Origin of the sequence: Pseudomonas sp. GM84, from assembly GCF_000282535.1 — a bacterium.
In the GTDB taxonomy this organism is placed as follows: domain Bacteria; phylum Pseudomonadota; class Gammaproteobacteria; order Pseudomonadales; family Pseudomonadaceae; genus Aquipseudomonas.
In genome coordinates this window covers 1-26,758 of record NZ_AKJC01000093.1, presented here as the reverse complement: position 1 = coordinate 26,758, position 26,758 = coordinate 1, and the positions used below count along the sequence as shown (strand labels likewise).

At 62.4% G+C, this 26,758-nt stretch carries 30 protein-coding genes and 1 tRNA gene; 27 read left to right on the top strand and 4 right to left on the bottom strand.

Translation table 11 applies throughout. The features are described from left to right. Nucleotides 1–26: 26 nt before the first annotated feature. Complete coding sequence (locus PMI38_RS08100) at nucleotides 27–917, bottom strand: bestrophin family protein (RefSeq protein ID WP_008092603.1); 891 nt, start codon at nucleotides 915–917, stop codon at nucleotides 27–29. Nucleotides 918–1,139: 222 nt separating this feature from the next. Between PMI38_RS08100 and PMI38_RS08095 the strand changes: the two genes are divergently transcribed. Continuing rightward, nucleotides 1,140–1,436 carry a type II toxin-antitoxin system RelE/ParE family toxin gene (locus PMI38_RS08095; protein ID WP_008092601.1) on the top strand — a complete coding sequence of 99 codons (297 nt, stop codon included), beginning with the start codon at nucleotides 1,140–1,142 and terminating at the stop codon, nucleotides 1,434–1,436. Continuing rightward, nucleotides 1,433–1,729 carry an addiction module antidote protein gene (locus tag PMI38_RS08090; protein WP_008092599.1) on the top strand — a complete coding sequence of 99 codons (297 nt, stop codon included), beginning with the start codon at nucleotides 1,433–1,435 and terminating at the stop codon, nucleotides 1,727–1,729. The genes PMI38_RS08095 and PMI38_RS08090 overlap by 4 nt, the downstream gene beginning before the upstream one ends. 39 nt (nucleotides 1,730–1,768) lie before the next feature. Here the strand turns inward: PMI38_RS08090 and PMI38_RS08085 are convergent, their stop codons facing one another. Both PMI38_RS08085 and PMI38_RS08080 read right to left on the bottom strand, forming a co-directional pair. Continuing rightward, entirely contained in the window at nucleotides 1,769–2,416 is a 648-nt protein-coding gene (locus PMI38_RS08085) for a trypsin-like peptidase domain-containing protein (RefSeq protein WP_043273241.1), read from the bottom strand. A 275-nt stretch (nucleotides 2,417–2,691) separates the two neighbouring features. Beyond that, nucleotides 2,692–2,776 (bottom strand) — tRNA-Leu (locus PMI38_RS08080). A 108-nt stretch (nucleotides 2,777–2,884) separates the two neighbouring features. Here PMI38_RS08080 and queA point away from each other — a divergent pair. From queA to PMI38_RS08050, 6 genes are all read left to right on the top strand, one after another. Beyond that, nucleotides 2,885–3,934, top strand: a complete 1,050-nt coding sequence (gene queA, locus PMI38_RS08075; RefSeq protein WP_008092594.1) for a tRNA preQ1(34) S-adenosylmethionine ribosyltransferase-isomerase QueA — start codon at nucleotides 2,885–2,887, stop codon at nucleotides 3,932–3,934. A gap of 14 nt (nucleotides 3,935–3,948) precedes the next feature. Further along, entirely contained in the window at nucleotides 3,949–5,064 is a 1,116-nt protein-coding gene (gene tgt, locus PMI38_RS08070; protein WP_162042942.1) for a tRNA guanosine(34) transglycosylase Tgt, read from the top strand. Between the two features lie 43 nt (nucleotides 5,065–5,107). Next, nucleotides 5,108–5,443 carry a preprotein translocase subunit YajC gene (gene yajC, locus PMI38_RS08065; RefSeq protein ID WP_008092587.1) on the top strand — a complete coding sequence of 112 codons (336 nt, stop codon included), beginning with the start codon at nucleotides 5,108–5,110 and terminating at the stop codon, nucleotides 5,441–5,443. 63 nt (nucleotides 5,444–5,506) lie between these two features. Next, nucleotides 5,507–7,369 (top strand): protein translocase subunit SecD, encoded by a 1,863-nt coding sequence (secD, locus tag PMI38_RS08060; RefSeq protein WP_008092585.1) that lies wholly within the window; start codon nucleotides 5,507–5,509, stop codon nucleotides 7,367–7,369. A 10-nt stretch (nucleotides 7,370–7,379) separates the two neighbouring features. Continuing rightward, nucleotides 7,380–8,288 (top strand): protein translocase subunit SecF, encoded by a 909-nt coding sequence (secF, locus tag PMI38_RS08055; protein WP_008092583.1) that lies wholly within the window; start codon nucleotides 7,380–7,382, stop codon nucleotides 8,286–8,288. A 120-nt stretch (nucleotides 8,289–8,408) separates the two neighbouring features. After that, on the top strand, nucleotides 8,409–8,951 hold the full coding sequence (locus PMI38_RS08050) for a glycine zipper 2TM domain-containing protein (protein ID WP_008092581.1): 543 nt from the start codon (nucleotides 8,409–8,411) through the stop codon (nucleotides 8,949–8,951). Nucleotides 8,952–9,123: 172 nt separating this feature from the next. Here the strand turns inward: PMI38_RS08050 and suhB are convergent, their stop codons facing one another. Then, nucleotides 9,124–9,942, bottom strand: coding sequence for a type III secretion system regulator SuhB (gene suhB, locus PMI38_RS08045; RefSeq protein ID WP_008092580.1), 819 nt, complete (start codon nucleotides 9,940–9,942; stop codon nucleotides 9,124–9,126). 151 nt (nucleotides 9,943–10,093) lie between these two features. Here suhB and trmJ point away from each other — a divergent pair, with 151 nt between their 5' ends. From trmJ to der, 19 genes are all read left to right on the top strand, one after another. Further along, a complete protein-coding gene (trmJ, locus tag PMI38_RS08040; RefSeq protein ID WP_008092578.1) occupies nucleotides 10,094–10,849 on the top strand; it encodes a tRNA (cytosine(32)/uridine(32)-2'-O)-methyltransferase TrmJ in 756 nt (251 codons plus the stop codon). A 3-nt stretch (nucleotides 10,850–10,852) separates the two neighbouring features. Next, entirely contained in the window at nucleotides 10,853–11,638 is a 786-nt protein-coding gene (cysE, locus tag PMI38_RS08035; protein ID WP_008092574.1) for a serine O-acetyltransferase, read from the top strand. Between the two features lie 180 nt (nucleotides 11,639–11,818). After that, nucleotides 11,819–12,310 carry a Fe-S cluster assembly transcriptional regulator IscR gene (gene iscR / locus PMI38_RS08030; RefSeq protein WP_008092572.1) on the top strand — a complete coding sequence of 164 codons (492 nt, stop codon included), beginning with the start codon at nucleotides 11,819–11,821 and terminating at the stop codon, nucleotides 12,308–12,310. Between the two features lie 53 nt (nucleotides 12,311–12,363). After that, a complete protein-coding gene (locus PMI38_RS08025) occupies nucleotides 12,364–13,578 on the top strand; it encodes an IscS subfamily cysteine desulfurase (protein ID WP_008092569.1) in 1,215 nt (404 codons plus the stop codon). Between the two features lie 46 nt (nucleotides 13,579–13,624). After that, nucleotides 13,625–14,011, top strand: coding sequence for a Fe-S cluster assembly scaffold IscU (iscU, locus tag PMI38_RS08020; protein WP_007929523.1), 387 nt, complete (start codon nucleotides 13,625–13,627; stop codon nucleotides 14,009–14,011). 32 nt (nucleotides 14,012–14,043) lie between these two features. Next, nucleotides 14,044–14,367 carry an iron-sulfur cluster assembly protein IscA gene (gene iscA / locus PMI38_RS08015; RefSeq protein ID WP_008092567.1) on the top strand — a complete coding sequence of 108 codons (324 nt, stop codon included), beginning with the start codon at nucleotides 14,044–14,046 and terminating at the stop codon, nucleotides 14,365–14,367. Between the two features lie 8 nt (nucleotides 14,368–14,375). Beyond that, nucleotides 14,376–14,897, top strand: a complete 522-nt coding sequence (hscB, locus tag PMI38_RS08010) for a co-chaperone HscB (RefSeq protein WP_008092565.1) — start codon at nucleotides 14,376–14,378, stop codon at nucleotides 14,895–14,897. A 42-nt stretch (nucleotides 14,898–14,939) separates the two neighbouring features. Further along, entirely contained in the window at nucleotides 14,940–16,802 is a 1,863-nt protein-coding gene (hscA, locus tag PMI38_RS08005) for a Fe-S protein assembly chaperone HscA (protein WP_008092563.1), read from the top strand. 3 nt (nucleotides 16,803–16,805) lie between these two features. Beyond that, nucleotides 16,806–17,147: an ISC system 2Fe-2S type ferredoxin gene (fdx, locus tag PMI38_RS08000; RefSeq protein WP_008092562.1), complete on the top strand. Its 342-nt coding sequence runs from the start codon at nucleotides 16,806–16,808 to the stop codon at nucleotides 17,145–17,147. An 11-nt stretch (nucleotides 17,148–17,158) separates the two neighbouring features. After that, nucleotides 17,159–17,359: a Fe-S cluster assembly protein IscX gene (gene iscX / locus PMI38_RS07995; protein ID WP_008092561.1), complete on the top strand. Its 201-nt coding sequence runs from the start codon at nucleotides 17,159–17,161 to the stop codon at nucleotides 17,357–17,359. Nucleotides 17,360–17,448: 89 nt separating this feature from the next. After that, nucleotides 17,449–17,874 (top strand): nucleoside-diphosphate kinase, encoded by a 426-nt coding sequence (gene ndk / locus PMI38_RS07990; RefSeq protein ID WP_008092560.1) that lies wholly within the window; start codon nucleotides 17,449–17,451, stop codon nucleotides 17,872–17,874. A gap of 28 nt (nucleotides 17,875–17,902) precedes the next feature. After that, the gene (rlmN, locus tag PMI38_RS07985; protein WP_008092559.1) at nucleotides 17,903–19,048 is read left to right on the top strand and encodes a 23S rRNA (adenine(2503)-C(2))-methyltransferase RlmN; all 1,146 of its coding nucleotides are present in this window, start codon (nucleotides 17,903–17,905) and stop codon (nucleotides 19,046–19,048) included. A 14-nt stretch (nucleotides 19,049–19,062) separates the two neighbouring features. Next, nucleotides 19,063–19,824: a type IV pilus biogenesis/stability protein PilW gene (pilW, locus tag PMI38_RS07980; RefSeq protein WP_008092558.1), complete on the top strand. Its 762-nt coding sequence runs from the start codon at nucleotides 19,063–19,065 to the stop codon at nucleotides 19,822–19,824. Continuing rightward, nucleotides 19,821–20,837 carry a RodZ domain-containing protein gene (locus PMI38_RS07975; RefSeq protein ID WP_008092557.1) on the top strand — a complete coding sequence of 339 codons (1,017 nt, stop codon included), beginning with the start codon at nucleotides 19,821–19,823 and terminating at the stop codon, nucleotides 20,835–20,837. Before pilW ends, PMI38_RS07975 begins: the two co-directional genes overlap by 4 nt. 3 nt (nucleotides 20,838–20,840) lie before the next feature. Beyond that, nucleotides 20,841–21,950, top strand: a complete 1,110-nt coding sequence (gene ispG / locus PMI38_RS07970; protein ID WP_008092556.1) for a flavodoxin-dependent (E)-4-hydroxy-3-methylbut-2-enyl-diphosphate synthase — start codon at nucleotides 20,841–20,843, stop codon at nucleotides 21,948–21,950. 24 nt (nucleotides 21,951–21,974) lie between these two features. Continuing rightward, complete coding sequence (hisS, locus tag PMI38_RS07965; protein ID WP_008092555.1) at nucleotides 21,975–23,264, top strand: histidine--tRNA ligase; 1,290 nt, start codon at nucleotides 21,975–21,977, stop codon at nucleotides 23,262–23,264. A 39-nt stretch (nucleotides 23,265–23,303) separates the two neighbouring features. Further along, nucleotides 23,304–23,945 (top strand): tetratricopeptide repeat protein, encoded by a 642-nt coding sequence (locus PMI38_RS07960; protein WP_008092554.1) that lies wholly within the window; start codon nucleotides 23,304–23,306, stop codon nucleotides 23,943–23,945. A 1-nt stretch (nucleotide 23,946) separates the two neighbouring features. Beyond that, on the top strand, nucleotides 23,947–25,089 hold the full coding sequence (bamB, locus tag PMI38_RS07955) for an outer membrane protein assembly factor BamB (protein ID WP_008092553.1): 1,143 nt from the start codon (nucleotides 23,947–23,949) through the stop codon (nucleotides 25,087–25,089). Between the two features lie 117 nt (nucleotides 25,090–25,206). Then, nucleotides 25,207–26,670, top strand: coding sequence for a ribosome biogenesis GTPase Der (gene der, locus PMI38_RS07950; protein WP_008092552.1), 1,464 nt, complete (start codon nucleotides 25,207–25,209; stop codon nucleotides 26,668–26,670). Nucleotides 26,671–26,758 lie beyond the last annotated feature (88 nt).

The following is a 26,758-nucleotide window of genomic DNA, read 5'->3' as shown; positions in this document are numbered from 1 at the left end:
CGGCGATTGGGCTGCAAAGCAGCCCCTCACTGCATCAACTCCCCACACTGCGCTTCCCGCTGCATCGACTCCAGGTTGCGCTCGATCGTTTCGCAAATCGTATCCATCTGAATCTGGTGCTCGCTGAAGCGAAACGGGCTTTGCAGGTCGGTGCCGATCCGCTCGATCGCCAGCAGCATGAACCCGACCACCGTGGACGCCAGCGGTGTGAACCAACCCAGCGACTCCACCAGCCCCACCGGCACGATCAGGCAGAACAGGGTGATGAACAGCCGCGGAAAATACACATAAGGGTAGGGCAGTGGCGTGTTGGCGATCCGCTCCATGCCGCCCTGGGCGTTGGACAGGTCCACCAGCGTCGACTCCAGCCGCGCCAGGCGAATACTGTCCAGCCGCCCGGCCTGGTACTCGCGCGCGAGCAGTGCCGCCGAGCCACCGAGAATGTCGTTGGCGAAGTTGTTCGAACGGTTGCGCCGCTCGAATTCGGCCGGAGGAATGAACGCCATCAGTTCATCCGGGCAGGCTTGGCCCTTGAGGTGTGCCGCCAGGCAGTTCACGTAGGCGATATGCCGGCGCAGCAAGGTGGCCTTGACCGGGTTCAGCCCGTCATCCGGGTCGTCGATCAGCGTCAGCGTCTGCCGGGCGAAGCTGCGTGAGCTGTTCACCAGCGCGCCCCACAATGTGCGCGCCTCCCACCAGCGGTTGTAGGCGCTGCTGTTGCGAAAGCTCACCAGTACCACCAGCGACGAACCGAGCAAGGTCAGCGGGATCAGCGGCAGGGTGAACTTGCTGTTGAAGAACAGCATGAAGTCGATGGTGACCAGCACGTCCCAGAGCAGCAGCCAGAACAGCGACCAGCCGATGTAGCCGAAGGTCTTCACCATCAGGCGGTATTTGCGGGCGATGATGTCTTTCACGCGGGGTGCCTCGAAACGGGGGCGATGCAGGATCGGACGTCGAGGGGCCTCGAAGGTTCGGCGTTGGATGTTGCAAGAGATTTTGTAGCTATCGCTGTGAAGACAATGCTGACGCAGATAACGGACGCGGCCGAATTTCTATTCTCGGCGAGCGTCGCCAGAGTGGAATCACTTCCAAATCTTGCTAGTTCGTATCCATACGGATACGATTAGGGTGTCCACATGATCTGTGTTGTTGAGCAAACTGAGAGCTTCGCCTGCTGGTTGGCTGGCTTGAAAGATCTCAGAGCCAAAGTGGCCGTCGGCCGCAGGCTCGAGCGAGCGGCGATGGGGAATCTTGGCGATTTCAAGGCACTTGGAGGAGGTATCAGCGAGCTTCGCGTTGATGTTGCCGCCGGGTACCGGATCTATTTCACGCGTAAGGAAAATCGTCTGATTGTCTTGCTTGTCGGAGGAGACAAGTCTTCTCAGGCCGCCGATATCCTGAAGGCCAGAAAGCTGGCGAAGGAACTGAAATGAACGAAAAACTCATTCCCTTTGACATGGCAACATTGTTAGACAGCGACGAGGCTATCAGCGAGTATCTGAGCCAGGTTCTGGCTGATGGTGATACAGATGAAATCATCCGTGCGCTCGGACATATCGCCCGAGCGCGGGGGATGTCTCAGATAGCGGCAGCGAGCGGTTTGGGTCGGGAAAGCCTCTACAAAGCGCTCAGTCCTGGAGCGAAGCCCCGTTTTGACACTGTATTGAAGGTCATTCGTGCACTGGGCGTCGACCTCTTCGCTCAGCCTCACATTACGACGCGGTGAGCATTCAGATTTTTCCTTGCTGAACGCACCAGCCTGGATTCAAGGCTTGCCCGCAACAGCCACATACCCCTTGACCGGGACAGGCGTGCCGCTGGGTTTGTTCTTCTGCGCCAGGTACTGAAAGCGCCGCCATTCCTTGTCGATCTCGCTGTACGACAGGAACACGCTGACGCGCGCCTTGTCAGCCAGATCGGGCCGGTTGCGCCTGTCGATTTCATCCTTGGGGATGAATGCGACATTGATCCCGACCACCTTGCCGTCCTCGGCGAACACCGGGCCACCGGACATGCCTTTGACCATCGGGCCGTCGTGCACCGAATAGAAGACACTGCCAGGCGTCCCTTCCAGGCGCACCAGCGAATCCAGGGTACGGCCCTTGCCCTGCACAGGCATCATCAGGCTGTTGAAACCGACCGCTGTCACCGACTCGCCCGGCACGTACTGGCGCCAGAGGGGTACCTGGGTGGCCTTGTGCTTGAAGAACACCACGTCACCGAGGCCTTCGTGGACCACGTTGCGCAGGAAGGGCGTGTGTTTGGCGGTGACGGCGTAGTCTTCGTTCCACTGGATGGCAGTGGCCATCAGCAGCATCGGCAGCGGGGCGCCAGAGGTGACTACGAAAGCCTGGTCGTAGACAGGGTTCGATACATAAGCGGTCGGCATTCCATTGCACCCACTCAGCAGCATCATTGCCGCCAGACAGGGCACGGTTGGTTTCATGATCTGCACAGGGGGTGAGAAGTGGGGTCGCAAGCATGGCTAAGCGCCATCATGCCGGCAATACTTTCTGTGTATATCAGATGAGTGACATCTTAAGTATTGGCTGGAGTGACGGCCAATAGATTGCACCCATTGCAGGAGAGGGCAGGGGCGATGGGCTGGCGTCAAGTAAACCGCCTCCCATCGACACCAAAATCGCAGGCACAAAAAAACCGACCATAAGGTCGGTTTTTTCTGGATCTTGGTGCCCCGAGGGAGACTCGAACTCCCACTCCTTTCGAAAACGGATTTTGAATCCGCCGCGTCTACCAATTCCGCCATCAGGGCTTGTGGCGCGCAGTATAGAGAGGTGCCTTCGGTCGGTCAATCGGCTTTCATGGTCAATTTTCACGCATTGGGCTAAACTTCCCGGCCCTGCCGAACCCGAACATCATCATGCGCGTCGCCGATTTTTCTTTCGAACTCCCCGATTCCCTGATCGCCCGCCACCCACTGGCCGAGCGCCATGGCAGCCGACTGCTGGTCCTCGATGGGCCGAGCGGGGCGCTGGCGCACAAGCAGTTCACCGACCTGCTCGACTTCCTGCGCCCTGGCGACCTGATGGTGTTCAACAACACCCGGGTGATCCCGGCACGGCTGTTTGGCCAGAAAGCCTCCGGCGGCAAGCTGGAAGTGCTGGTCGAACGCGTGCTCGACAGCCACCGCGTGCTCGCCCATGTGCGTGCCAGCAAGGCGCCCAAAGAGGGCGCGATGATCCTCATCGACGGCGGTGGCGAGGCCGAGATGGTCGCGCGCCACGACACGCTGTTCGAGCTGCGCTTCACCGAAGAGGTGCTGCCGCTGCTTGAACGTGTCGGCCACATGCCGCTGCCGCCGTACATCGACCGCCCCGACGAGGGCGCCGACCGCGAGCGCTACCAGACGGTGTACGCCGAACGTGCTGGCGCCGTGGCAGCCCCGACTGCCGGCCTGCACTTCGACGAGGCGCTGCTGGAGAAGATCGCCGCCAAGGGCGTCGAGCGCGCCTTCGTCACCCTGCACGTGGGCGCCGGCACCTTCCAGCCGGTGCGGGTCGACAAGATCGAAGACCACCACATGCATAAAGAGTGGCTCGAAGTGAGCCAGGACGTGGTCGACGCCATTGCCGCCTGCCGCGCCCGAGGCGGGCGCGTGGTCGCGGTCGGCACCACCAGCGTGCGTTCGCTGGAGAGTGCGGCCCGCGATGGCGTACTCAAGGCCTTCAGTGGTGACACCGACATCTTCATCTACCCGGGCCGACCGTTCCACGTGGTCGACGCCCTGGTCACCAACTTCCACCTGCCGGAGTCCACGCTGCTGATGCTGGTCTCGGCTTTCGCCGGTTACCCCGAAACCATGGCTGCCTACGCGGCGGCGGTCGACAACGGTTACCGCTTCTTCAGTTACGGTGATGCCATGTTCATCACCCGCAATCCGGCGCCGCGCGGCCCCGAGGATCAAGCATGAGTCGCACCTGTCGAATGTCCTTCGAACTGCTGGCCACCGACGGCAAGGCCCGTCGTGGCCGCCTGACCTTCCCCCGTGGCACGGTCGAGACCCCGGCATTCATGCCGGTGGGTACCTATGGCACGGTCAAGGGCATGCTGCCGCGTGACATCGAGGCCATCGGTGCCGAGATCATCCTCGGCAACACCTTCCACCTGTGGCTGCGCCCGGGCACCGAGGTGATCAAGAAGCACAATGGCCTGCACGATTTCATGCAGTGGAAAGGCCCGATCCTGACCGACTCCGGTGGTTTCCAGGTGTTCAGCCTGGGCGCGATGCGCAAGATCAAGGAAGAGGGCGTGACCTTCGCCTCGCCGGTCGATGGCTCCAAGGTGTTCATGGGCCCCGAAGAGTCCATGCAGGTGCAGCGCGACCTGGGTTCGGACATCGTGATGATCTTCGACGAATGCACGCCGTACCCGGCCGAGCATGACGTGGCGCGCACCTCCATGGAGCTGTCGCTGCGCTGGGCACAGCGTTCGAAGAACGCCCACGGTGACAACACTGCGGCGCTGTTCGGCATCGTCCAGGGCGGTATGTACGAAGACCTGCGCATGCGCTCGCTGGAGGCGCTGGTCAACATCGACTTCGACGGCCTGGCCATCGGCGGCCTGTCGGTGGGCGAACCCAAGCATGAAATGATCAAGGTGCTGGATTACCTGCCGGCGCAGATGCCTGCTGACAAACCTCGTTACCTTATGGGGGTAGGCAAACCGGAAGATCTCGTTGAGGGTGTGCGCCGCGGCGTCGACATGTTCGACTGCGTGATGCCTACGCGCAATGCGCGCAACGGCCATCTGTTCGTCGATACAGGGGTGATCAAGATCCGCAATGCGTTCCATCGCCACGATGATTCGCCGCTGGATCCGACCTGTGATTGCTACACCTGCACAAACTTCTCCCGCGCCTACCTGCATCACCTGGACAAGTGCGGCGAAATGCTGAGCAGCATGCTGAATACCATCCACAACTTGCGCCATTACCAGCGCTTGATGGCCGGTTTACGCGAGGCTATTCAACAGGGTAAATTGGCCGCCTTTGTCGACGCCTTCTACGCCAAGCGCGGGCTTCCCGTGCCGCCCTTGGACTGACTGTTCGCACTAATCTATTAGAACTTTACAACTGGAGTGCCCAATGAGCTTCTTGATCCCCGCCGCCTATGCGGACGCTGCTGCACCCGCCGCTGGCCCTGCCGGCACCGGCTTCGAGTGGATTTTCCTGGTTGGTTTCCTGGTCATCTTCTACTTGATGATCTGGCGTCCACAGGCCAAACGCGCCAAAGAGCAGAAGAACCTGCTGAGCAACTTGCAAAAAGGTGACGAAGTTGTCACCAACGGCGGCATCGCTGGCAAGATCGTCAAGGTTTCCGATGATTTCGTGGTGCTGGAAGTTTCCGACACTGTCGAGCTGAAGTTCCAGAAGGGCGCCATTGCCGCGACCCTGCCAAAAGGTACGCTCAAGGCTATCTGAGTTACCGGTTTTTCTTTCCAGTCGGGGCGCGCAACGCGCCCCGCGTCTTGAACGGGCGGCGTGATGCTGAACAAATACCCTCTGTGGAAATACGCACTGATCGTGTTGGTACTGGCGATCGGTTTTATTTATTCCGCTCCCAACCTCTACCCGGATGATCCTGCGGTGCAGATCAGCGGTGCCAGCTCGGCGCTGCATGTGAGCCAGTCCGAGCTCGATCGCGTCACCAAGGCGCTGACCGATGCCGGTATCACCGTCAAGGGCGCGAGCCTGGGCGAGAAGGGCAGCGGGCTGGTACGCCTGACCAACCAGGAAGACCAGTTGCCAGCCAAGGATGTAGTGCGCAAGGCACTGGGCGATGATTACGTCGTGGCCCTGAACCTGGCCCAGACCACTCCGCAATGGCTGCGTAACCTGGGTGCAAGCCCGATGAAACTGGGCCTGGACCTGTCCGGTGGTGTGCACTTCCTGCTGGAAGTGGACATGGACAAGGCCATGAGCGCCCGCATGAAAGTCTACGAAGGCGAGGTCAAGACCTTGCTGCGCAAAGAGCGCATCCGCTACCGCAGCCTGCCACAGCAGGATGGCGGCATCATGCTGGGCTTCGCTGACGATGCTACCCGCGAGCAGGCACGTGCCCTGATCCGCAAGAATTTCAGTGATTTCGACCTGACCACCACCGAGCGCAACGAGCTCGCCGTGCTGCGTCTGGCGCTGACCCAGGCGAAAGTCGCCGAGATCCGCGAATACTCGATCAAGCAGAACCTCACCACCGTGCGCAACCGGGTCAACGAGCTGGGCGTGGCCGAGCCGCTGGTACAGCGCCAGGGCGCCAACCGCATCGTGGTCGAGCTGCCAGGCGTGCAGGACACTGCCGAAGCCAAGCGCATCCTCGGCAAGACCGCCAACCTGGAGTTCCGCTTCGGTGCCGAGCCGGGTGCCTCCAAGGCCACTACCGAAGTCTTCGAGTTCCGTGAAGGCGGCCGTTCCGCCCAGGTCGAGCGTGGCCTGATCATCACCGGTGACCAGGTCACCGACGCCCAGGCCAGCTTCGACGAGCACGGTCGCCCGCAGGTGAACATTCGCCTCGATGGCCATGGTGGCGAGCTGATGAGTCGCGCCACGCGCAGCAACGTCGGGCGCAGCATGGCGGTGATCTTCATCGAGCAGAAGCCGGTCACCCGCTACGTCAAGCAGACCGTCGACGGTGTCGAGAAGGAAGTGCCGGTACAAAGCTTCCAGGAAGAGAAGAAGATCATCAGCCTGGCGACCATCCAGTCGCCGCTGGGCAGCCAGTTCCGCATCACCGGCCTCAACGGCCAGGGCGAATCGTCCGAACTGGCCCTGCTGCTGCGTGCCGGTGGTCTGGCCGCACCGATGTACTTCGCCGAAGAACGTACCATCGGCCCGAGCCTGGGTGCCGACAACATCACCAAGGGTATCGATGCGTCGCTGTGGGGCATGCTGTTCGTCTCGCTGTTCATCATCGCCATCTACCGCGCCTTCGGCGTGATCGCCACCGTGGCCCTGGCTGGCAACATGGTGCTGCTGCTGGCGCTGATGTCGCTGCTGGGTGCGACCCTGACCCTGCCGGGTATTGCCGGTATCGTGTTGACCATGGGTATGGCGGTGGACGCCAACGTGCTGATCTTCTCGCGTATCCGCGAGGAGCTTAACGCCGGCATGTCGGTGCAGCGCGCCATTCATGAAGGTTTCAATCGTGCCTACACCGCGATCATCGACGCCAACCTGACCAGCCTGCTGGTCGGCGGGATCCTGTTCGCCATGGGTACCGGCCCGGTCAAGGGCTTCGCGGTGACCATGTCCCTCGGGATTTTCACCTCGATGTTCACCGCCGTCATGGTGACCCGTGCAATGGTCAACCTGACCTGCGGCGGGCGTGACATCAAGAAGCTGTGGGTTTGAGGGAGCTGCGATGAAAACCATCAATTTCATGGGCGTGCGCAATGTCGCGTTCGCCATTACCGTGCTCCTTACCGTGCTGGCGTTGTTCAGCTGGTGGCAGAAAGGCCTTAACTTCGGCCTGGACTTCACCGGCGGTACGCTGATCGAGCTGACTTACGAGCGGCCTGCCGATCTGCAGACCGTGCGTAGCGAGCTGGTCAAGTCCGGCTTCCACGAGGCCATCGTGCAGAGCTTTGGCGCTACCACCGACCTGCTGGTGCGTATGCCGGGCGACGATCCACAGCTGGGCAACCGCGTGGCCGAAGCACTGCAGAAGATCGGTGGCGACAACCCGGCGACGCTCAAGCGCGTCGAGTTCGTCGGCCCGCAGGTGGGTGAAGAGCTGCGCGACCAGGGCGGCCTCGGCATGCTCCTGGCGCTGGGCGGCATCCTCATCTACCTGGCCTTCCGCTTCCAGTGGAAGTTCGCGGTCGGCGCCATCGTTTCGCTGATCCACGACGTGGTGGTGACCCTGGGCATCCTGTCGTTCTTCCAGATCACCTTCGACCTGACGGTGCTGGCGGCGGTGCTGGCGATCATCGGTTACTCGCTCAACGACACCATCGTGGTGTTCGACCGGGTGCGTGAGAACTTCCGCGTCATGCGCAAGGCCTCGCTGATCGAGAACATCAACGTCTCGACCACCCAGACCCTGCTGCGCACCATCGCCACCTCGGTATCGACCCTGCTGGCGATCGCCGCGCTGCTGTTCTTCGGTGGTGACAACCTGTTCGGCTTCTCGCTGGCACTGTTCATCGGCGTCATGGCCGGTACCTACTCGTCGATCTACATCGCCAACGTGGTACTGATCTGGCTCAACCTGAACAGCGAAGACCTGATCCCGCCAGTCAAGAACGAGGGTGTGGATGAGCGCCCGTAAGGGCTGATTCCTGACCGTTCGGTAGGACAAAAGGCGCGAGTGTTGAACTCGCGCCTTTTTTTTCGCTCCAAGGCAGGGAGAAGGCGGGTTGAACCCCGCAGGTACGATCAGGAGGTTCAAGTGAACAAATCAATGCTGGTGGGTGCGGTACTGGGTGCTGTCGGTGTAACTGCCGGAGGTGCTGTGGCGACCTACAGCTTGGTGAACAAAGGGCCTGAATACGCCCAGGTCACCGACGTGCAGCCGATCAAGCAGCAGGTGAAGACGCCGCGTGAGGTCTGCAAGGATGTCGCCGTGACCCGTCAGGCGCCGGTCAAGGACCAGCACCAGATCGCCGGTACCGTGGTGGGCGCCATCGCCGGCGGCCTGCTGGGCAACCAGATCGGTGGCGGCACGGGCAAGAAGATCGCTACCGTGGCCGGTGCGGTCGGTGGTGGTTATGCCGGTAACAAGGTGCAGGAAGGCATGCAGGAGCGTGACACCTACACCACCACGCAAACCCGCTGCAACACGGTCAATGACATCAGCGAGAAGGTTGTCGGATATAACGTCACCTATTCCATCGGTGACCAGGTGGGCAAGGTGAAGATGGATCGCGAGCCGGGCCAGACCATTCCGCTGGACAAGAATGGCAAGCTGATCCTCAGCGAAGCTGAGCAGTGAATTGATGTCGCTTGTGCCGGCCTCATCGCTGGCAAGCCAGCTCCCACAGTTGAAGGCAGCGCAGCCCCTGTGGGAGCCGGCTTGCCGGCGATGAGGCCGGTACAGGCAACACAAAATGCAGGCATAAAAAAAGCACCCTCGAAGGGTGCTTTTTTGTGCCTGCAATCGGCGCTTAGCGCTTCATGTGCTCTGGCAGGTGCGGCTGGATAGCGGTCAGCACGGCCTTGAAGCACTTGATGTTGCCGGCGACGATGTGGCCTTTGTCGAGGAAGTCGTGGCCACCGTTGAAGTCGCTCACCAGGCCACCCGCTTCCTGGATCAGCAGCACGCCGGCTGCCATGTCCCACTCGGACAGGCCCGACTCCCAGAAGGCGTCGAAGCGGCCGGCAGCGACGTAGGCCAGGTCCAGGCTGGCGGAACCGGCGCGGCGGATGCCGGCGGTCTGGCCGGTCAGGGCGCGGAACATGCCGAGGTAGTTGTCCATGTCAGCCATCTGGTTGTCACGGAACGGGAAACCGGTGCCGAGCAGGGCGCCGTCCAGGCTGGTGCGCGAGCTGACGCGCAGGCGGCGGCCATTGAGCTGGGCGCCACGGCCGCGGCTGGCGGTGAATTCTTCCTGGCGCACAGGGTCGATGATGACCGCATGCTCAAGGCGACCGCGGTATTTGCAGGCGATGCTGACAGCGAAGTGAGGAATGCCGCGCAGGAAGTTGGTGGTGCCGTCCAGCGGATCGATGATCCACAGGTAGTCCTTGCCTTCTTCGCCGGTGCCCGCGTGCAGGCCGGTTTCCTCGCCCTGGATGGAGTGGTTCGGGTAGGCCTTGCGCAGGGCGTTGACGATGCTCTGTTCGGCGGCGCGATCGACCTCGGAAACGTAGTCCTTGGCCTCTTTCTCGTCGACCTTGATGGTATCCAGGCGTTCGATGGAGCGGAAGATCAGTTCACTGGCGCTGCGAGCGGCGCGCAGGGCGATATTCAGCATAGGCTGCATGGGCGGGTCACCTGGAGATGTTAAAGAAGAAAGCCGAACATTCTAGCAGAAAAGTTTGGCGGCAGAAGTGTCACATTTGCTTTCATAGCGTTACGCTGGTCGGTTCTGTAAGATCGAAACCTCTAAATCCTGCCTCTGTGAGCACAACACCTTGCTGCAAAATATTCGTGTTGTTCTGGTCAATACCAGCCACCCCGGCAACATCGGCGGCGCTGCGCGTGCCATGAAAAACATGGGCTTGTCGCGTCTGGTGCTGGTGCAGCCAAAAGAGTTTCCGGCCGCTGACGCCAGTGCGCGCGCCTCGGGTGCCGACGACGTGCTGGCCAATGCCCAGGTGGTCGACAGCCTCGAAGACGCATTGGTCGGCTGCAACCTTGTGATGGGTACCAGCGCCCGTGAGCGCAGCATCCCCTGGCCGCTGATCGACCCCCGTGAATGTGGGGCCAAGGCCGTGGAGCACGGCATCGGCGGCGAAGAGATCGCTCTGGTGTTCGGGCGCGAGCACGCCGGCCTGACCAACGAAGAATTGCAGCGATGTCACTTCCATGTGCACATTCCCTCGAATCCCGACTTCAGTTCGCTGAACCTTGCCGCCGCAGTCCAGGTGCTCTCCTATGAGGTGCGCATGGCCTGGTTGGCAGCTGAAGGTTCGGCGCCGCAAGCCGAGAGGGTCGACGCCAGCGAGCTGGCGACCATGGACGAAATGGAGCTGTTCTATGAACACCTGGAGAAAACCCTGGTGGACATCGGCTTCCTTGATCCCGAGAAACCCAAGCACCTGATGGCGCGCCTGCGCCGTTTGTATGGGCGAAGCTCGGTCGAGCGTCCGGAAATGAGCATTTTGCGCGGCATCCTCACCGAGACCCAGAAGGTCGCACGGGGCGAGCCGCATAAACGGAAGGACTGACAGATGTTCGAGCGTCTGCGTGAAGATATCCAGAGCGTTTTCCATCGTGACCCGGCGGCGCGCAACGCCTTCGAGGTATTGACCTGCTACCCGGGCATGCACGCGATCTGGCTGCATCGCCTGGGCAACGCGCTGTGGAAACGCGACTTCAAATGGCTGGCGCGGCTGGTGTCCAACTTCGGGCGCTGGATGACCGGCATCGAGATCCATCCCGGCGCCACCATCGGCCGGCGCTTCTTCATTGACCACGGCATGGGTATCGTCATCGGCGAAACCGCCGAGATCGGTGACGATGTCACCCTTTATCAGGGCGTGACCCTGGGCGGCACCAGCTGGAACAAAGGCAAGCGTCACCCAACCCTGGAAAACGGCGTGGTGGTCGGTGCCGGGGCGAAGGTGCTGGGGCCGTTCACCGTGGGTGCCGGCGCCAAGATCGGTTCCAACGCGGTGGTCACCAAGGCGGTGCCGGCCGGTGCCACAGCGGTGGGTATTCCGGGGCGGATCATCGTCAAGAGCGAAGACAGCGAGCTTGAGGCCAAGCGCAAGGCCATGGCCGAGAAGATCGGTTTCGATGCCTATGGCGTCAGCGGCGACATGCCCGACCCGGTGGCCCGAGCCATTGGCCAGATGCTCGATCACCTGCAGGCGGTCGACGAGCGCCTTGAAGGCATGTGCGGCGCGCTGACCAAGATGGGCAGCGACTACTGTGCCAAGGAGCTGCCGGCACTGCCGGAAGACGACTTCAGCGAAGTGGCCCAGGAAGTTCGGCGCGACACTCAGTCGCATTGAAAACGCCCCGCTGACCCCGTGCTGACATATGGGGCGTGTGCTCACGCCCCTTTGCTGCTACAATCGCGCCCGCCTCCCAGATGCCAAACCCGACTAAAGCAGTAGGTCTAATAGTTGACTTAAATGCTCGGGAATCGCATACTCGCACACATCCTGTAACTCCCGTGGTACCCATTAGCCATGCGACTGACTACCAAAGGCCGATACGCCGTGACCGCCATGCTCGACCTGGCGTTGCACGCGCAGCATGGGCCTGTGTCTTTGGCCGACATTTCCGAGCGCCAGGGCATATCCCTCTCTTATCTGGAACAGCTGTTCGCCAAGCTGCGCCGTAGCAGCCTGGTCTCCAGCGTGCGCGGTCCGGGTGGTGGCTATCAGCTGTCGCGCGGCATGGAAACCATCCAGGTGGCCCAGGTCATCGACGCGGTCAACGAATCGGTCGATGCCACCCGTTGCCAGGGCCTCGGGGATTGCCATGCCGGTGACACCTGCCTGACCCACCACCTGTGGTGCGACCTCAGCCAGCAGATCCATGAATTCCTCAGCGGCATCAGCCTGGCTGACCTCGTCATGCGCCGTGAGGTGCAGGAAGTCGCCCAGCGCCAGGACCTGCGTCGTGTCGCAGGCCGTACTGCCCAGCTGGACAAGATTGAGACGTCCGCCGTCGACTGACCCTTTATTAACAGTGACGACGAGCGACGCCACCGCCTGATAGGAGATACTCAATGAAGTTGCCGATCTACCTCGATTACTCCGCGACCACACCGGTCGATCCCCGCGTCGCCCAGAAGATGGCCGACTGCCTGCTGGTCGACGGAAACTTCGGTAACCCGGCCTCGCGTTCCCACGTGTTCGGCTGGAAGGCCGAGGAAGCGGTCGAGAATGGCCGTCGCCAGGTGGCCGAGCTGATCAACGCCGACCCGCGCGAGATCGTCTGGACCAGCGGTGCCACCGAGTCCGACAACCTCGCCCTGAAAGGCGTGGCGCACTTCTATCAGACCAAGGGCAAGCACATCATCACCTCCAAGATCGAGCACAAGGCGGTCCTGGATACCGCTCGCCAGCTGGAGCGTGAAGGTTTCGAAGTCACCTACCTCGAGCCAGGCGAAGACGGCATCGTCACCCCGGCCCAGGTCGAGGCGGCGCTGCGCGACGACACCATCCTGGTCTCGCTGATGCACGTGAACAACGAAGTCGGCTCGATCAACGACATCGCCGCCATCGGTGAACTGACCCGTTCGCGCGGCGTGCTGTTCCATGTCGACGCCGCCCAGTCGGCCGGCAAGGTCGAAATCGACCTGCAGAAGCTGAAAGTCGACCTGATGTCGTTCTCCGCTCACAAGGTCTACGGTCCGAAAGGTATCGGCGCGCTGTACGTCAGCCGCAAGCCGCGTGTGCGTCTGGAAGCGATCATTCACGGCGGTGGCCATGAGCGCGGCATGCGCTCGGGCACTCTGCCGACCCACCAGATCGTCGGCATGGGCGAAGCCTTCGCCATCGCCAAGCAGGATATGGCCGCTGAGAACGTACGCATCAAGGCCCTGAGCGACCGCTTCTTCCAGCAGGTCTCGGACCTCGAAGAGCTGTACGTCAACGGCAGCCGCACCGCACGCGTGCCGCACAACCTGAACCTGAGCTTCAACTACGTCGAAGGCGAGTCGCTGCTGATGTCGCTGAAAGACATCGCCGTATCGTCCGGTTCGGCCTGTACCTCCGCTTCGCTCGAGCCGTCGTATGTACTGCGCGCGCTGGGCCGTAACGACGAGCTGGCGCACAGCTCGATCCGCTTCTCCTTCGGTCGTTTCACCACCGAAGAAGAAGTCGACTACGCCGCGCAGAAAGTCTGCGAGGCGGTGAACAAACTGCGTGAGTTGTCGCCACTCTGGGACATGTACAAAGACGGCGTCGACATCTCCAAGATCGAGTGGGCCGCCCACTAAGCAGTCGCCGGCAAGAGCGGCTCCCTGATGAGGAAGGAATTGCACCATGGCATACAGTGAAAAGGTCATCGACCACTACGAAAACCCACGCAACGTCGGCAAGATGAATGCCGAGGACCCGGATGTCGGTACCGGCATGGTCGGCGCCCCTGCGTGCGGTGACGTGATGCGTCTGCAGATCAAGGTCAACGAGCAAGGCATCATCGAAGATGCCAAGTTCAAGACCTACGGCTGCGGTTCGGCCATCGCTTCCAGCTCCCTCGCCACCGAGTGGATGAAGGGCAAGACCCTGGACGAAGCCGAAACCATCAAGAACACCCAGCTGGCGGAAGAACTGGCATTGCCGCCAGTGAAAATCCACTGCTCGGTTCTCGCCGAGGATGCCATCAAGGCAGCCGTGCGCGATTACAAGCAGAAGAAAGGCTTGATCTAAGTCGCCTGCAGGGCAAGAGCTAAGGAGTTCCGATGGCTATCAGCATGACAGAAGCCGCCGCCAACCACGTGCGGCGATCCCTCGAAGGGCGCGGCAAGGGCGAGGGCATCCGCCTGGGCGTGCGCACCACCGGTTGCTCGGGTCTGGCCTACGTGCTGGAGTTCGTCGACGAACTGGCGGACGAAGACACCGTGTTCGAGAACCATGGCGTCAAGGTGATCATCGATCCCAAGAGCCTGGTCTACCTTGACGGCACCGAGCTGGACTTCGTCAAGGAAGGGTTGAACGAAGGCTTCAAGTTCAACAACCCCAACGTGCGCGGTGAGTGTGGCTGCGGCGAAAGCTTCAACGTCTGAGGCTGGCTGTGGGTACTCCTTGTCATTACGCTCTGTTTGATCTCCAGCCGTGCTTTCGTCTGGACCTCGACAAGCTGGCCACTCGCTACCGCGAGTTGGCCCGTGAGGTCCATCCTGACCGTTTTGCCGACGCCTCCGAGCGCGAGCAACGGGTAGCGCTGGAGAAGTCCGCGGCCCTCAACGACGCCTACCAGACACTGCGCAGTGCGCCTCGCCGTGCCCGCTATCTGCTGGCCATCGGTGGCCACGAAGTGCCCCAGGAAGTCACGGTCCACGACCCCGACTTCCTGTTGCAGCAGATGCAGTGGCGCGAAGAGCTTGAAGAGCTGCAGGACGAAGCCGACCTCGACGGTGTTGCCGTGTTCAAGAAGCGCCTCAAAGGTGCCCAGGACACGCTGAACGAGGATTTCGCCGCCTGCTGGGATGTGCCTGCCGAGCGTGATCAGGCCGAGCGCCTGATGCGCCGCATGCAGTTCCTCGACAAGCTCGCCCAAGAAGTGCGCCAACTGGAAGAGCGCCTCGACGATTAACCCGGCGCCTCCCGTGATGACGCCTAAGGTAATTAGATAAGCATGGCCCTACTGCAGATCGCCGAACCCGGTCAAAGCCCTCAGCCGCACCAGCGCCGCCTGGCGGTTGGCATCGACTTGGGTACCACCAATTCTCTGGTCGCTGCCTTGCGCAGCGGTCGCAGCGAGCCCCTGCCCGATGCGCAGGGCAACGTCATCCTGCCCTCGGCAGTGCGCTACCTGGCTGGCCACAGTGAAGTCGGCCTGGCGGCGCGCGAGGCAGCTTCCAGCGACCCGCTGAACACCGTGCTGTCGGTCAAGCGCCTGATGGGGCGCGGCCTGGCCGACGTCAAGCAGCTTGGCGAGCAGCTGCCGTACCGCTTCATTGGTGGCGAGTCGCACATGCCGTTCATCGACACTGTCCAGGGGCCGAAGAGCCCGGTGGAAGTGTCTGCCGACATTCTCAAGGTGCTGCGCGAGCGTGCCGAACAGACCTTGGGCGGTGAACTGGTAGGTGCGGTGATCACCGTGCCGGCTTACTTCGATGACGCCCAGCGCCAGGCGACCAAGGATGCGGCCAAGCTGGCCGGCCTGAATGTGCTGCGCCTGCTCAACGAGCCGACCGCTGCAGCCGTGGCCTACGGCCTGGACCAGAATGCCGAAGGCCTGGTGGCCATCTATGACCTGGGTGGCGGTACGTTCGACATTTCCATCCTGCGCCTGACCGCCGGCGTGTTCGAAGTGCTGGCCACCGGTGGCGACACTGCCCTGGGCGGTGACGACTTCGACCACGCCATTGCCGGCTGGATCATCGAGCAGGCGGGTCTGTCCGCCGACCTCGATCCGGCGACCCAGCGCCAGCTGCTGCAAGCCGCCTGCGCCGCCAAGGAAGCCCTGACCGACGCCGACGTGGTCAGTGTCCGCCATGGCGCCTGGCAGGGCGAGCTGAGCCGTGCTGCTTTCGAGGCCATGATCGAGCCGATGATCGCCCGCAGCCTCAAGGCCTGCCGCCGCGCGGTGCGCGACAGCGGTATCGAGCTGGAAGAAGTGGGTGCGGTGGTGATGGTCGGTGGTTCGACCCGTGTACCGCGTGTACGTGAGGCTGTCGGCACGCTGTTCGGCCGTACCCCGCTGACCTCGATCGATCCTGACCAGGTGGTGGCCATTGGCGCCGCGATCCAGGCCGATACCCTGGCTGGCAATCGTCGCGAAGGTGGCGAACTGTTGCTGCTCGACGTCATCCCGCTGTCCCTGGGCCTTGAGACCATGGGCGGGTTGATGGAGAAGGTGATCCCGCGCAACACCACCATTCCGGTGGCCCGCGCCCAGGAATTCACCACTTACAAAGACGGCCAGTCGGCCATGATGATCCACGTCCTGCAGGGCGAGCGCGAGCTGATCAGCGACTGCCGCTCCCTGGCGCGCTTCGAGCTGCGCGGCATTCCGGCCATGGTCGCTGGTGCGGCGAAGATCCGCGTCACCTTCCAGGTCGATGCCGACGGTCTGCTCAGCGTCGCGGCCCGCGAACTGGGCTCGGGCGTTGAAGCCAGCATCCAGGTCAAGCCGTCCTACGGCCTGACCGACGGCGAGATCGCCCGTATGCTCAAGGACTCCTTCGAGCACGCCGGCTCCGACAAGCAGGCCCGCCAGTTGCGTGAGCACCAGGTCGATGGCGAGCGTCTGCTTGAAGCGGTACAGGGCGCCCTGGACGCCGATGGCGAGCGCCTGCTCAGCAGCGAAGAGCGCGAAGCCATCGAATTCCAGATGCAAGAACTACGTGATTTGCTGACCGGCACCGATGGCCCAGCCATCGAGCAACAGACCAAGCGTCTGTCGCAGGTGACCGATGCATTTGCCGCCCGTCGCCTTGATTCGACGGTCAAAGCCGCACTGGCCGGGCGCAACCTGAATGAGATCGAGGAGTAACCGATGCCGCTGGTGACATTCCTGCCGCACGAGAAGTTCTGCCCCGAAGGGCTGACCGTGGAAGTCGAGCCCGGGACCAACATCCTGGAGCTGGCCCACGACCATCACATCGAGATGGAAAGCGCTTGCGGTGGCGTCAAGGCCTGCACCACCTGCCACTGCATCGTCCGCAAGGGCTTCGATTCGCTCGAAGAAGCCGACGAGCTGGAGGAAGACATGCTGGACAAGGCCTGGGGCCTGGAGGCTCAATCGCGCCTCGGCTGCCAGGTGGTGGTCGCCGACCAGGACCTGACCATCGAGATACCCAAGTATTCGCTCAACCACGCTGCCGAAGCGCCGCACTGAGGTTTGCCCCGATGAGCCTGAAATGGATTGATGTACTTGAGATCGCCATCCAGCTTGCGGAAAGCAAGCCGGAAGTCGATCCTCGTTATGTGAATTTCGTCGATCTGCACCGCTGGGTGCTGGCCTTGCCAGACTTCAGCGACGATCCGTCACGTGGCGGTGAGAAAGTGCTCGAGGCCATCCAGGCGGCCTGGATTGATGAAGCCGACTAAGCGCGACGCTGCAGGTTAGGCAATCCCCTGGAACCCGCGTATAATTCGCGGGTTTAATTTTTCGTAACACTCATATTCTGGAGTTTTCCATGGCTGTTCAACGTACTTTCTCGATCATCAAGCCTGACGCCGTTGCCAAGAACGTAATCGGCAAGATCACCACTCGCTTCGAAGAAGCTGGCCTGAAAATCGTTGCTTCGAAAATCAAGCAACTGTCCAAAGCCGAAGCCGAAGGCTTCTACGCCGAGCACAGCGCTCGTGGCTTCTTCGGTGACCTGGTTGCCTTCATGACTTCCGGTCCGGTTGTCGTTCAGGTTCTGGAAGGTGAAAACGCTATCGCTCTGAACCGTGAGCTGATGGGCGCTACCAACCCTAAAGAAGCTGCTGCCGGCACCATCCGTGCTGACTTCGCCGAGTCGATCGACGCCAACGCCGTACACGGTTCGGACTCCGAAGCTGCTGCTGCTCGCGAAATCGCTTACTTCTTCGCTGCTACCGAGGTAACCACTCGCTAAGCGAAAGCTTACGGGTGAGGGTGAATCCATGACGACATCTACTGGCAAAATCAACCTGTTGGGTCTGACCCAGCCGGAAATGGAAAAATTCTTCGACTCTATCGGGGAGAAGCGCTTCCGTGCCGGCCAGGTGATGAAATGGATTCACCATTTTGGCGTCGATGATTTCGCCGCCATGACGAACGTCGGCAAGGCCTTGCGCGAAAAGCTCGAGGCTGTTGCCGAAATTCGCCCTCCGGAAGTGGTCAGTGAAGACATTTCCGCCGACGGCACCCGCAAGTGGGTGATCCGCGTTGCCTCCGGCAGCTGCGTCGAAACCGTCTACATCCCGACCGACGACCGCGGCACCCTGTGCGTCTCGTCGCAAGCCGGCTGCGCCCTGGACTGCAGTTTCTGCTCCACCGGCAAGCAAGGCTTCAACAGCAACCTCACCGCCGCCGAAGTGATCGGCCAGGTGTGGCTTGCGAACAAATCCTTCGGCACCGTCCCGGCCAAGATCGACCGCGCGATTACCAACGTGGTGATGATGGGCATGGGCGAGCCACTGCTGAATTTCGACAATGTCATCGCCGCCATGAAGATCATGATGGATGATCTGGGCTATGGCATTTCCAAGCGTCGCGTCACCCTGTCCACCTCGGGCGTGGTGCCGATGATCGACGAGTTGGCCAAGCACATCGACGTGTCGCTGGCCCTGTCGCTGCACGCCCCGAACGACGAACTGCGCAACCAGCTGGTACCGATCAACAAGAAGTACCCGCTCAAGGTGTTGCTGGAGTCCTGCATGGGCTACATGGCTACCCTCGGTGGCAAGCGCGTGCTGACCGTCGAGTACACCCTGCTCAAGGACGTCAACGACCAGCCCGAGCACGCCGCGCAGATGATCGAACTGCTGCGCGACGTACCGTGCAAGATCAACCTGATCCCGTTCAACCCCTTCCCTCATTCGGGTTACGAGCGGCCTAGCAACAACGCTATCCGCCGCTTCCAGGACCTGCTGCACCACGGTGGCTTCAACGTCACCACCCGTACCACCCGCGGCGAGGACATCGACGCCGCCTGTGGTCAGCTGGTCGGCCAGGTCAACGACCGTACCCGCCGCAGCGAGCGCTACATCGCGGTACGTCAGCTCTCTGCCGACGCTGAGCTTTCAGACAGCGCCGTGCGCCACTGAGACCGGCCCTCGCCATGAGCCTGCGCGCCGCGCTGTCGATCCTCGCGCTTTTGCTGCTGGCCGGCTGCGTGTCGGGCGGCGCGAGCGACCCCCTGGCCAACCGCCAGGGCAGGGCGCAGGCAGGGCAGGCCTACGTACAGCTTGGGCTGGGCTATTTGCAACAAGGTTTGACCGAGCATGCCAAGGTCCCCCTGGGCAAGGCCCTGGCTCTGAATGCCAGTGACGCTGATGCCCACGCGGCCTTGGCGCTGGTGTTTCAGGCCGAAGGCGAACCCGCGCTGGCTGAGAGCCACTTCAAAAAAGCGCTGGCAGCGCGTCCGGGCGATACGCGAATTCGCAACAACTACGGCAGTTTCCTATATGCTCAGCAACGTTTTGCCGAAGCCGAGCAGATGTTTCGCCTGGCCAGCGCCGATAGTCTGTATCCTGAACGTTCGCGGGTATACGAGAACCTTGGCCTGACGGCCCTGAAGCTGGACAATCGCGACCAGGCCGGTGCGTATCTGTCCAAGGCCCTGCAACTCAACCAGCGGCAGCCCAGGGCGCTGCTGGAAATGGCTGAGTTGTCCTACGAAAACAGGCATTATGTGCCGGCCCGGGACTACTACGATCGTTTCAGCCAGTTGAGCGACCACAGCGCCCGCAGCCTCCTGCTGGGCAGTCGTCTTGCCCGGGTGTTCGACGAGCAGGGCACACTGGCCGAGATGGGCCAGCAATTACAACGACTTTATCCCGGTACGCCGGAATATCAGCAATACCTGTCGGAGCAACGATGAAAGCCGCGCATTCCGAAGTAGCAGCAGCGACCGGCCAGAACCCCGGTGAGCTGTTGCGCCAGGCCCGCGAAAAACGGGAGTGGTCGCAAGCCGAGGTGGCCCGCAAGCTCAACCTCACCGTAAGTTCGCTGAACCACGTGGAAACCGGCGCCTTCGACAAGCTGCCAGGTCATACTTTCGCCCGTGGCTACATTCGCGCCTACGCCAAACTCATGGACCTGGACCAGGCACCGCTGGTCGAGGCCTTCGACCAGTACACCGGTACCCATGCCAAGGGCAGCGAAGTGCATTCGCTTGGCCGTATCGAGGAACCGGTGCGCCTGTCGCATAACATCCTGCGCGGCGTCAGCCTGTTGCTGCTGGTTGCCGTCGTTGGCGGCAGCTTCATCTGGTGGCAAGACCAGGGCAGCCTGCGTGGCAAGGACCTGGCCAAGATCGCTCTGGAACACGTCGAGGTCGAGAGCGCTGACGGCACCACCCAGATTCACCCGCTGGACGAGCCTGAAGACCAGGCCGTGAGCGCCAGCCAGCAGGCAGAGAGCGCACCGCTGCCATTGGAGCAGGCCCCGGCCGAGCAGGCCACCGAGACTGCCGCCGAAGCCGCGCCTGCGGTACCTGCTCCGGCGCCGGCTCAGCAAGCACCCGCAGCGTCGACGCCTGCAGTATCGGCTCCGGCTGTGCCGGCCGCCCCTGCAGCGCCCACCGCCCCTGTAGCACCGGTGGCCAGCGTGCCGGCTGTAGCCGCCGCAGCGCCCGCCGCCGTACCGGCCGGCAGCGCCAAGGTCGCCATCCAGTTCACCGCCGATTGCTGGACCCAGGTCACTGATGGCAACGGCAAGGTGCTGTTCAGCGCCGTCAAGCGCAAGGGTGACAACCTCGAACTGACCGGCAAGCCACCGTTCGCGGTGCGCCTGGGCTTTGCCCGTGGCGCCCAGGTCAGCTACAACGGCCAGGCCGTCGATGTTGCTCCGTTCACCAGTGGCGAGACCGCTCGCCTGAAGTTGGGACAGTAAGTCATGCACGGCGAATCTCCGATCAAACGTCGCGAATCCCGCAAAATCTGGGTCGGCAATGTGCCGGTGGGTGGCGATGCCCCCATCGCGGTGCAGAGCATGACCAACACCGACACCAACGATGTCGCGGCCACCGTGGCGCAGATCCAGCGCCTGGTCGACGCCGGCGTCGACATCGTGCGCGTCTCGGTGCCCGACATGGACGCCGCCGAGGCGTTCGGCAAGATCAAGCAGTTGGTCAGCGTGCCGCTGGTCGCCGATATCCACTTCGACTACAAGATCGCCTTGCGCGTGGCCGAACTGGGTGTCGACTGCCTGCGCATCAACCCGGGCAACATCGGCCGTGAAGACCGTGTGCGCGCGGTGGTCGATGCCGCCCGTGACCGGGGTATCCCGATCCGTATCGGCGTCAACGCCGGGTCCCTGGAAAAAGACCTGCAGAAGAAGTACGGCGAGCCGACCCCGGCCGCGCTGGTCGAGTCGGCCCTGCGTCACGTCGAGCACCTCGATCGCCTGGATTTCCAGGATTTCAAGGTCAGCGTAAAAGCCTCCGACGTGTTCATGGCCGTCGAAGCCTACCGCCTGCTGGCCAAGCAGATCATCCAGCCGCTGCACCTGGGCATCACCGAAGCCGGTGGCCTGCGCTCGGGGACGGTGAAATCCGCTGTCGGCCTCGGTATGCTGCTGGCCGAGGGTATCGGCGATACCATCCGCATTTCGCTGGCGGCCGACCCGGTCGAAGAAGTGAAGGTCGGCTACGACATCCTCAAGTCGCTGCACCTGCGTTCGCGTGGCATCAACTTCATCGCCTGCCCGAGCTGCTCGCGGCAGAACTTCGATGTGGTCAAGACCATGAACGAGCTGGAAGGGCGCCTGGAAGACCTGCTGGTCCCGCTGGACGTGGCGGTGATCGGTTGCGTGGTCAACGGCCCCGGCGAAGCCAAGGAAGCCCACGTGGGGCTGACCGGCGGCACGCCGAACCTGATCTACATCGATGGCAAGCCGGCGCAGAAGCTGACCAATGACAACCTGGTCGATGAGCTGGAAAAGCTTATCCGCCAGAAAGCGGCCGAAAAGGTCGAGGCTGACGCGGCGCTGATCGCCCGCAGCTGACACACAGATTCGTAAGGACTTTTCGTGAGCAAATCGCTGCAAGCCATCCGTGGCATGAACGACATCCTGCCAGAGCAGTCGCCGCTGTGGCGCTACTTTGAAAGCACCGTTGCCGGCCTGCTGGACACCTACGGGTACAGCCAGATCCGCACGCCGATCGTCGAGTTCACCGAGCTGTTCAAGCGCTCCATTGGTGAAGTCACCGACATCGTCGAAAAAGAGATGTACACCTTCGAGGACCGCAACGGCGATTCGCTGACCCTGCGCCCCGAAGGCACCGCTGCCTGCGTGCGCGCTGTGCTGGAGCACGGCATCACCGGCAACGGCCAGGTGCAGAAACTCTGGTACATCGGCCAGATGTTCCGCCATGAGCGCCCGCAGAAAGGCCGCTACCGCCAGTTCCACCAGATCGGCGTGGAAGTGTTCAACCTGGACGGTCCGGACATCGACGCCGAACTGATCATGCTGACCTGGCGCCTGTGGGGCCTGCTGGGCATCCAGGACGCGGTCAAGCTCGAGCTGAACAGCCTGGGCACCAGCGAAGCCCGTGCCCGCTACCGTGACGCGCTGGTCGAGTTCCTCTCGGCGCGCCTGGAGCAGCTCGATGAAGACAGTCAGCGTCGCCTGAAGAGCAACCCGCTGCGCATCCTCGACAGCAAGGACCAGGGCACCCAGGCGGTGCTGGTCGGCGCGCCGAAGCTTGAAGATTATCTGGACGAAGATTCCCGCGTGCACTTCGAGGGCCTCAAGGCACGCCTCGACGCCGCCGGTATCCCGTTCGTGATCAACACCAAGCTGGTGCGAGGCCTGGACTACTACAGCAAGACCGTGTTCGAGTGGGTCACCGACAAGCTCGGCGCCCAGGGCACCGTCTGCGCCGGTGGCCGCTATGACGGCCTGGTCGAGCAGATGGGCGGCAAGCCGACCCCGGGCGTGGGTTTTGCCATGGGTATCGAGCGTCTGATCCTGCTGCTGGAAACCCTCGAGAAGGTACCGGAGTCCATCAACCGTCAGATCGACGTCTACCTGTGCGCCTTCGGCGAACAGGCCGAGATTGCCGGCCTGCGCCTGTCTGAAGGCTTGCGTGATCGCTTGCCGGGCCTGCGTCTGGCAGTCAACGCCGGTGGTGGCAGCTTCAAGAGCCAGTTCAAGAAGGCTGACAAGAGCGGCGCGCTGTTCGCCCTGATTCTGGGCGACGACGAGCTGGCCAAGCAAGAGATCGGCCTGAAGCCCCTGCGTGGTCAGGGCGAACAACAGAACATTGCCTGGGATGCTCTGGCTGAGCACCTGGAAACCGCGATCGCACAGGCGTAACGCGGTTCAACAAGCGAATAGGCGAAAAGGAGTATTGGGGTGTCGAGTACCGATGATGATGACCTGGCAGGGGTCAAGGACTGGTGGAACCGTAACGGCAAGCCGCTGCTGACCGGCGCGTTGCTGGCCGGTGTGGTGGTGCTGGGCTGGAACACCTGGCACAAGTACCAGAACAACCAGTCGCAAGGCGCCTCGCAGCTGTACCAGGCCCTGCTGGAAACCAGCCTGACGCCGAGCGGCCAGCCTGACGCGACCAAGGTCGCGGAACTGGCCGGCAAGCTCAAGAGCGAGTTCGGCGGTACCGCCTACGCCCAGTACGGCAGCCTGTTCGTGGCCAAGGTCGCGGTCGAGAGCGGCAAGCTCGACGACGCCGCTGCCGAGCTCAAGGGTGTGCTGGACAAGCCGGCCGACGTGACCCTGGGCGAAATCGCACGCCAGCGCCTGGCGCGCGTGCTGGCCGCCCAGAACAAGGCCGATGACGCCCTGAAACTGCTCGACGGCGACGCCGACAAGGCGTTCCTGGCCAGCCGTGAAGAATTGAAGGGCGACCTGCTGGTACAGCTGGGTCGCGCCGACGATGCCCACAGCGCATACGAAAAAGCCAAGGCCGCGCTGTCCGATGACGCCGCAGTCGGTGGCTTGCAACTGAAGCTGGATGACCTGGCCAAAGGGGACGCGTGACGTGACCGGTTGGAAACAAGCAGCAGTGCTGACCCTGGCCGTACTGGCCGCAGGTTGCAGCAGCAACAGCAAGAAGGAACTGCCTCCGGCCGAGCTGACCAAGTTCACCGAAGAAGTGGTGCTGAAGAAACAGTGGAGCCGCTCGATCGGTGACGGCCAGGGCGAGACGTACAACACCCTGGTACCGGCCATCGAAAACGACCGTATCTACGCCTCCGACGTCAACGGCGAAGTCTTCGCCCTCGACCGCAACACCGGTGACGTGGTGTGGAAGAAGGACCTGGACAAGCCGGTTTCCGGCGCAGTCGGTGTCGGCTACGGCCTGGTCATGCTGGGCACCCTCAAGGGCGAAGTGATTGCCCTGGACTCCAGCACCGGTGAGGAGCGCTGGAAAGCGCGTGTGACCAGTGAAGTGCTGGCGCCGCCTGCCAACAACGGTGACGTTGTGGTGGTGCAGACCCAGGACGACCGCCTGATCGGCCTGGATGCCGCCACGGGCGACCGCCGCTGGATCTACGAGAACACCCCGGCCGTACTGACCCTGCGTGGCACCGGTGCACCGATCGCGACCAACCGCCTGGCCGTCGCCGGCCTGTCCACCGGCAAGGTGGTCGCGGTGGACATCAACAACGGCGTGCCGGTGTGGGAGAGCCGTGTGGCCATCCCGCAGGGCCGTTCCGAGCTGGACCGCGTGGTCGATATCGACGGCGGCCTGCTGCTGTCGGGTGGTACCCTGTACGTCAGCACCTATCAGGGCCGCGTCGCGGGCCTGGACCTGGAAAGCGGCCGCGTGCTCTGGCAGCGTGATGCTTCCAGCTACGTGGGTGTCGCCCAAGGCTTTGGCAACGTCTACGTCAGCCAAGCCTCGGGTACTGTCGAGAGCGTCGACGAGCGCTCTTCCAGCGCCCTGTGGACCAACGACTCGATGGCTCGCCGTCAGTTGTCGGCACCAGAGGTTTATTCCAGCTACGTGGCAGTCGGTGATTTCGAGGGTTACCTGCACCTGCTCAGCCAGGTCGATGGCCGTTTCGTCGGCCGTGAACGTATCGACAGCGATGGCTTGCGTGCCCGACCCCTGGTGGTCGGCGACACCATCTACGTCTTTGGCAACAGCGGCAAGCTCGAGGCACTGACGCTGCGCTGAAGCTATGCTCAAGACCGCTATGGGTCTTGAGTTGCGGCGTAGGACACGCCGCCCGAACTCCGGCCGCTGCCTTGCAGCGGCCTTTGCATTTTCAAGAATTCAAGAGTGGAGAGCCGCATGGTTCCCGTAATCGCCCTGGTGGGCCGGCCGAACGTCGGCAAATCCACCATGTTCAACCGCCTGACCAAGACCCGCGATGCCATCGTCGGTGACCTGTCGGGTCTGACCCGTGACCGCCAGTATGGTGATGCCAGCTGGCAGGGTCGTTCGTACATCCTGATCGACACCGGTGGTATCACCGGTGACGAAGTGGGCATGGACGAGAAGATGGCCGAGCAGTCGCTGATGGCCATCGAAGAAGCTGACTATGTGCTGTTCCTGGTGGACGCCCGCGCCGGCATGACCGCTGCCGACCAGATGATTGCCGAGCACCTGCGCAAGCGCAACAAGTCGGCCATCCTGGTTGCCAACAAGATCGACAACATCGATGCCGACGTCGCCCGCGCCGAGTTCTCGCCGCTGGGCATGGGCAACGCCATTCCGGTGGCCGGCTCCCAGGGCCGCGGTATCAATCAGTTGATGGAGTCGGTACTGGGTCATATTCCTCGCGATGCCGAGGAAGAAGCCCTGGACCAGGAAGTCGCCGAAGGCGAGGAAGCGGTACGCATCCCTGGCCCGAGCGAAAAAGATGGCATCAAGATCGCCATCATCGGCCGCCCCAACGTGGGCAAGTCGACCCTGGTCAACCGCATGCTCGGCGAAGAGCGCGTGGTGGTCTACGACCAGCCGGGCACTACCCGTGACAGTATCTACATCCCGTTCGAGCGCGATGGCGAGAAGTACACCTTCATCGACACCGCCGGGGTGCGCAAGCGCGGCAAGATCCACGAGGAAGTCGAAAAGTTCTCGGTGGTGAAGACGCTGCAGGCGATCAAGGACGCCAACGTGGTGATCTTCGTCATGGACGCCCGCGAAGGTGTGGTCGACCACGACCTCAACCTGCTGGGCTTCGCCCTCGAGGCCGGCCGTGCCATCGTCATCGCCCTGAACAAGTGGGACGGCATGGAGCCGGGTGAGCGCGACTACGTGAAGACAGAGCTGGAGCGCCGGCTGTTCTTCGTCGACTTCGCCGACATCCACTTCATCTCGGCGCTGCACGGCACTGGCGTGGGCAACCTGTACAAGTCGGTGCAGGCCGCGTTCAAGTCGGCGGTAACCCGCTGGCCGACCAGCCGCCTGACGCAGATCCTCGAAGATGCGGTCAGCGAGCACCAGCCGCCGCTGGTCAACGGCCGTCGCATCAAGCTGCGTTATGCCCACCTGGGTGGGGCCAACCCACCGCTGATCGTGATCCACGGCAACCAGACCGAGAAGATTCCGAAGTCGTACTCGCGTTACCTGGAAAACACCTACCGCCGCGTGCTCAAGCTGGTCGGTACGCCGATCCGTATCGAGTACAAGGGCGGTGAGAACCCGTACGAGGGCAAGAAGAACACCCTCACCGATCGCCAGGTCAACAAGAAGCGCCGCTTGATGTCGCACCACAAGAAGGCCGAGAAGAAGCGCCGCGACAAGCGCTGATACCGGGCTGGATTCATCGCCGGCAAGCCGGCTCCCACAGGTAAGCCACCGAGCTCAAGAGCGGTGGAGCCCCTGTGGGAGCCGGCTT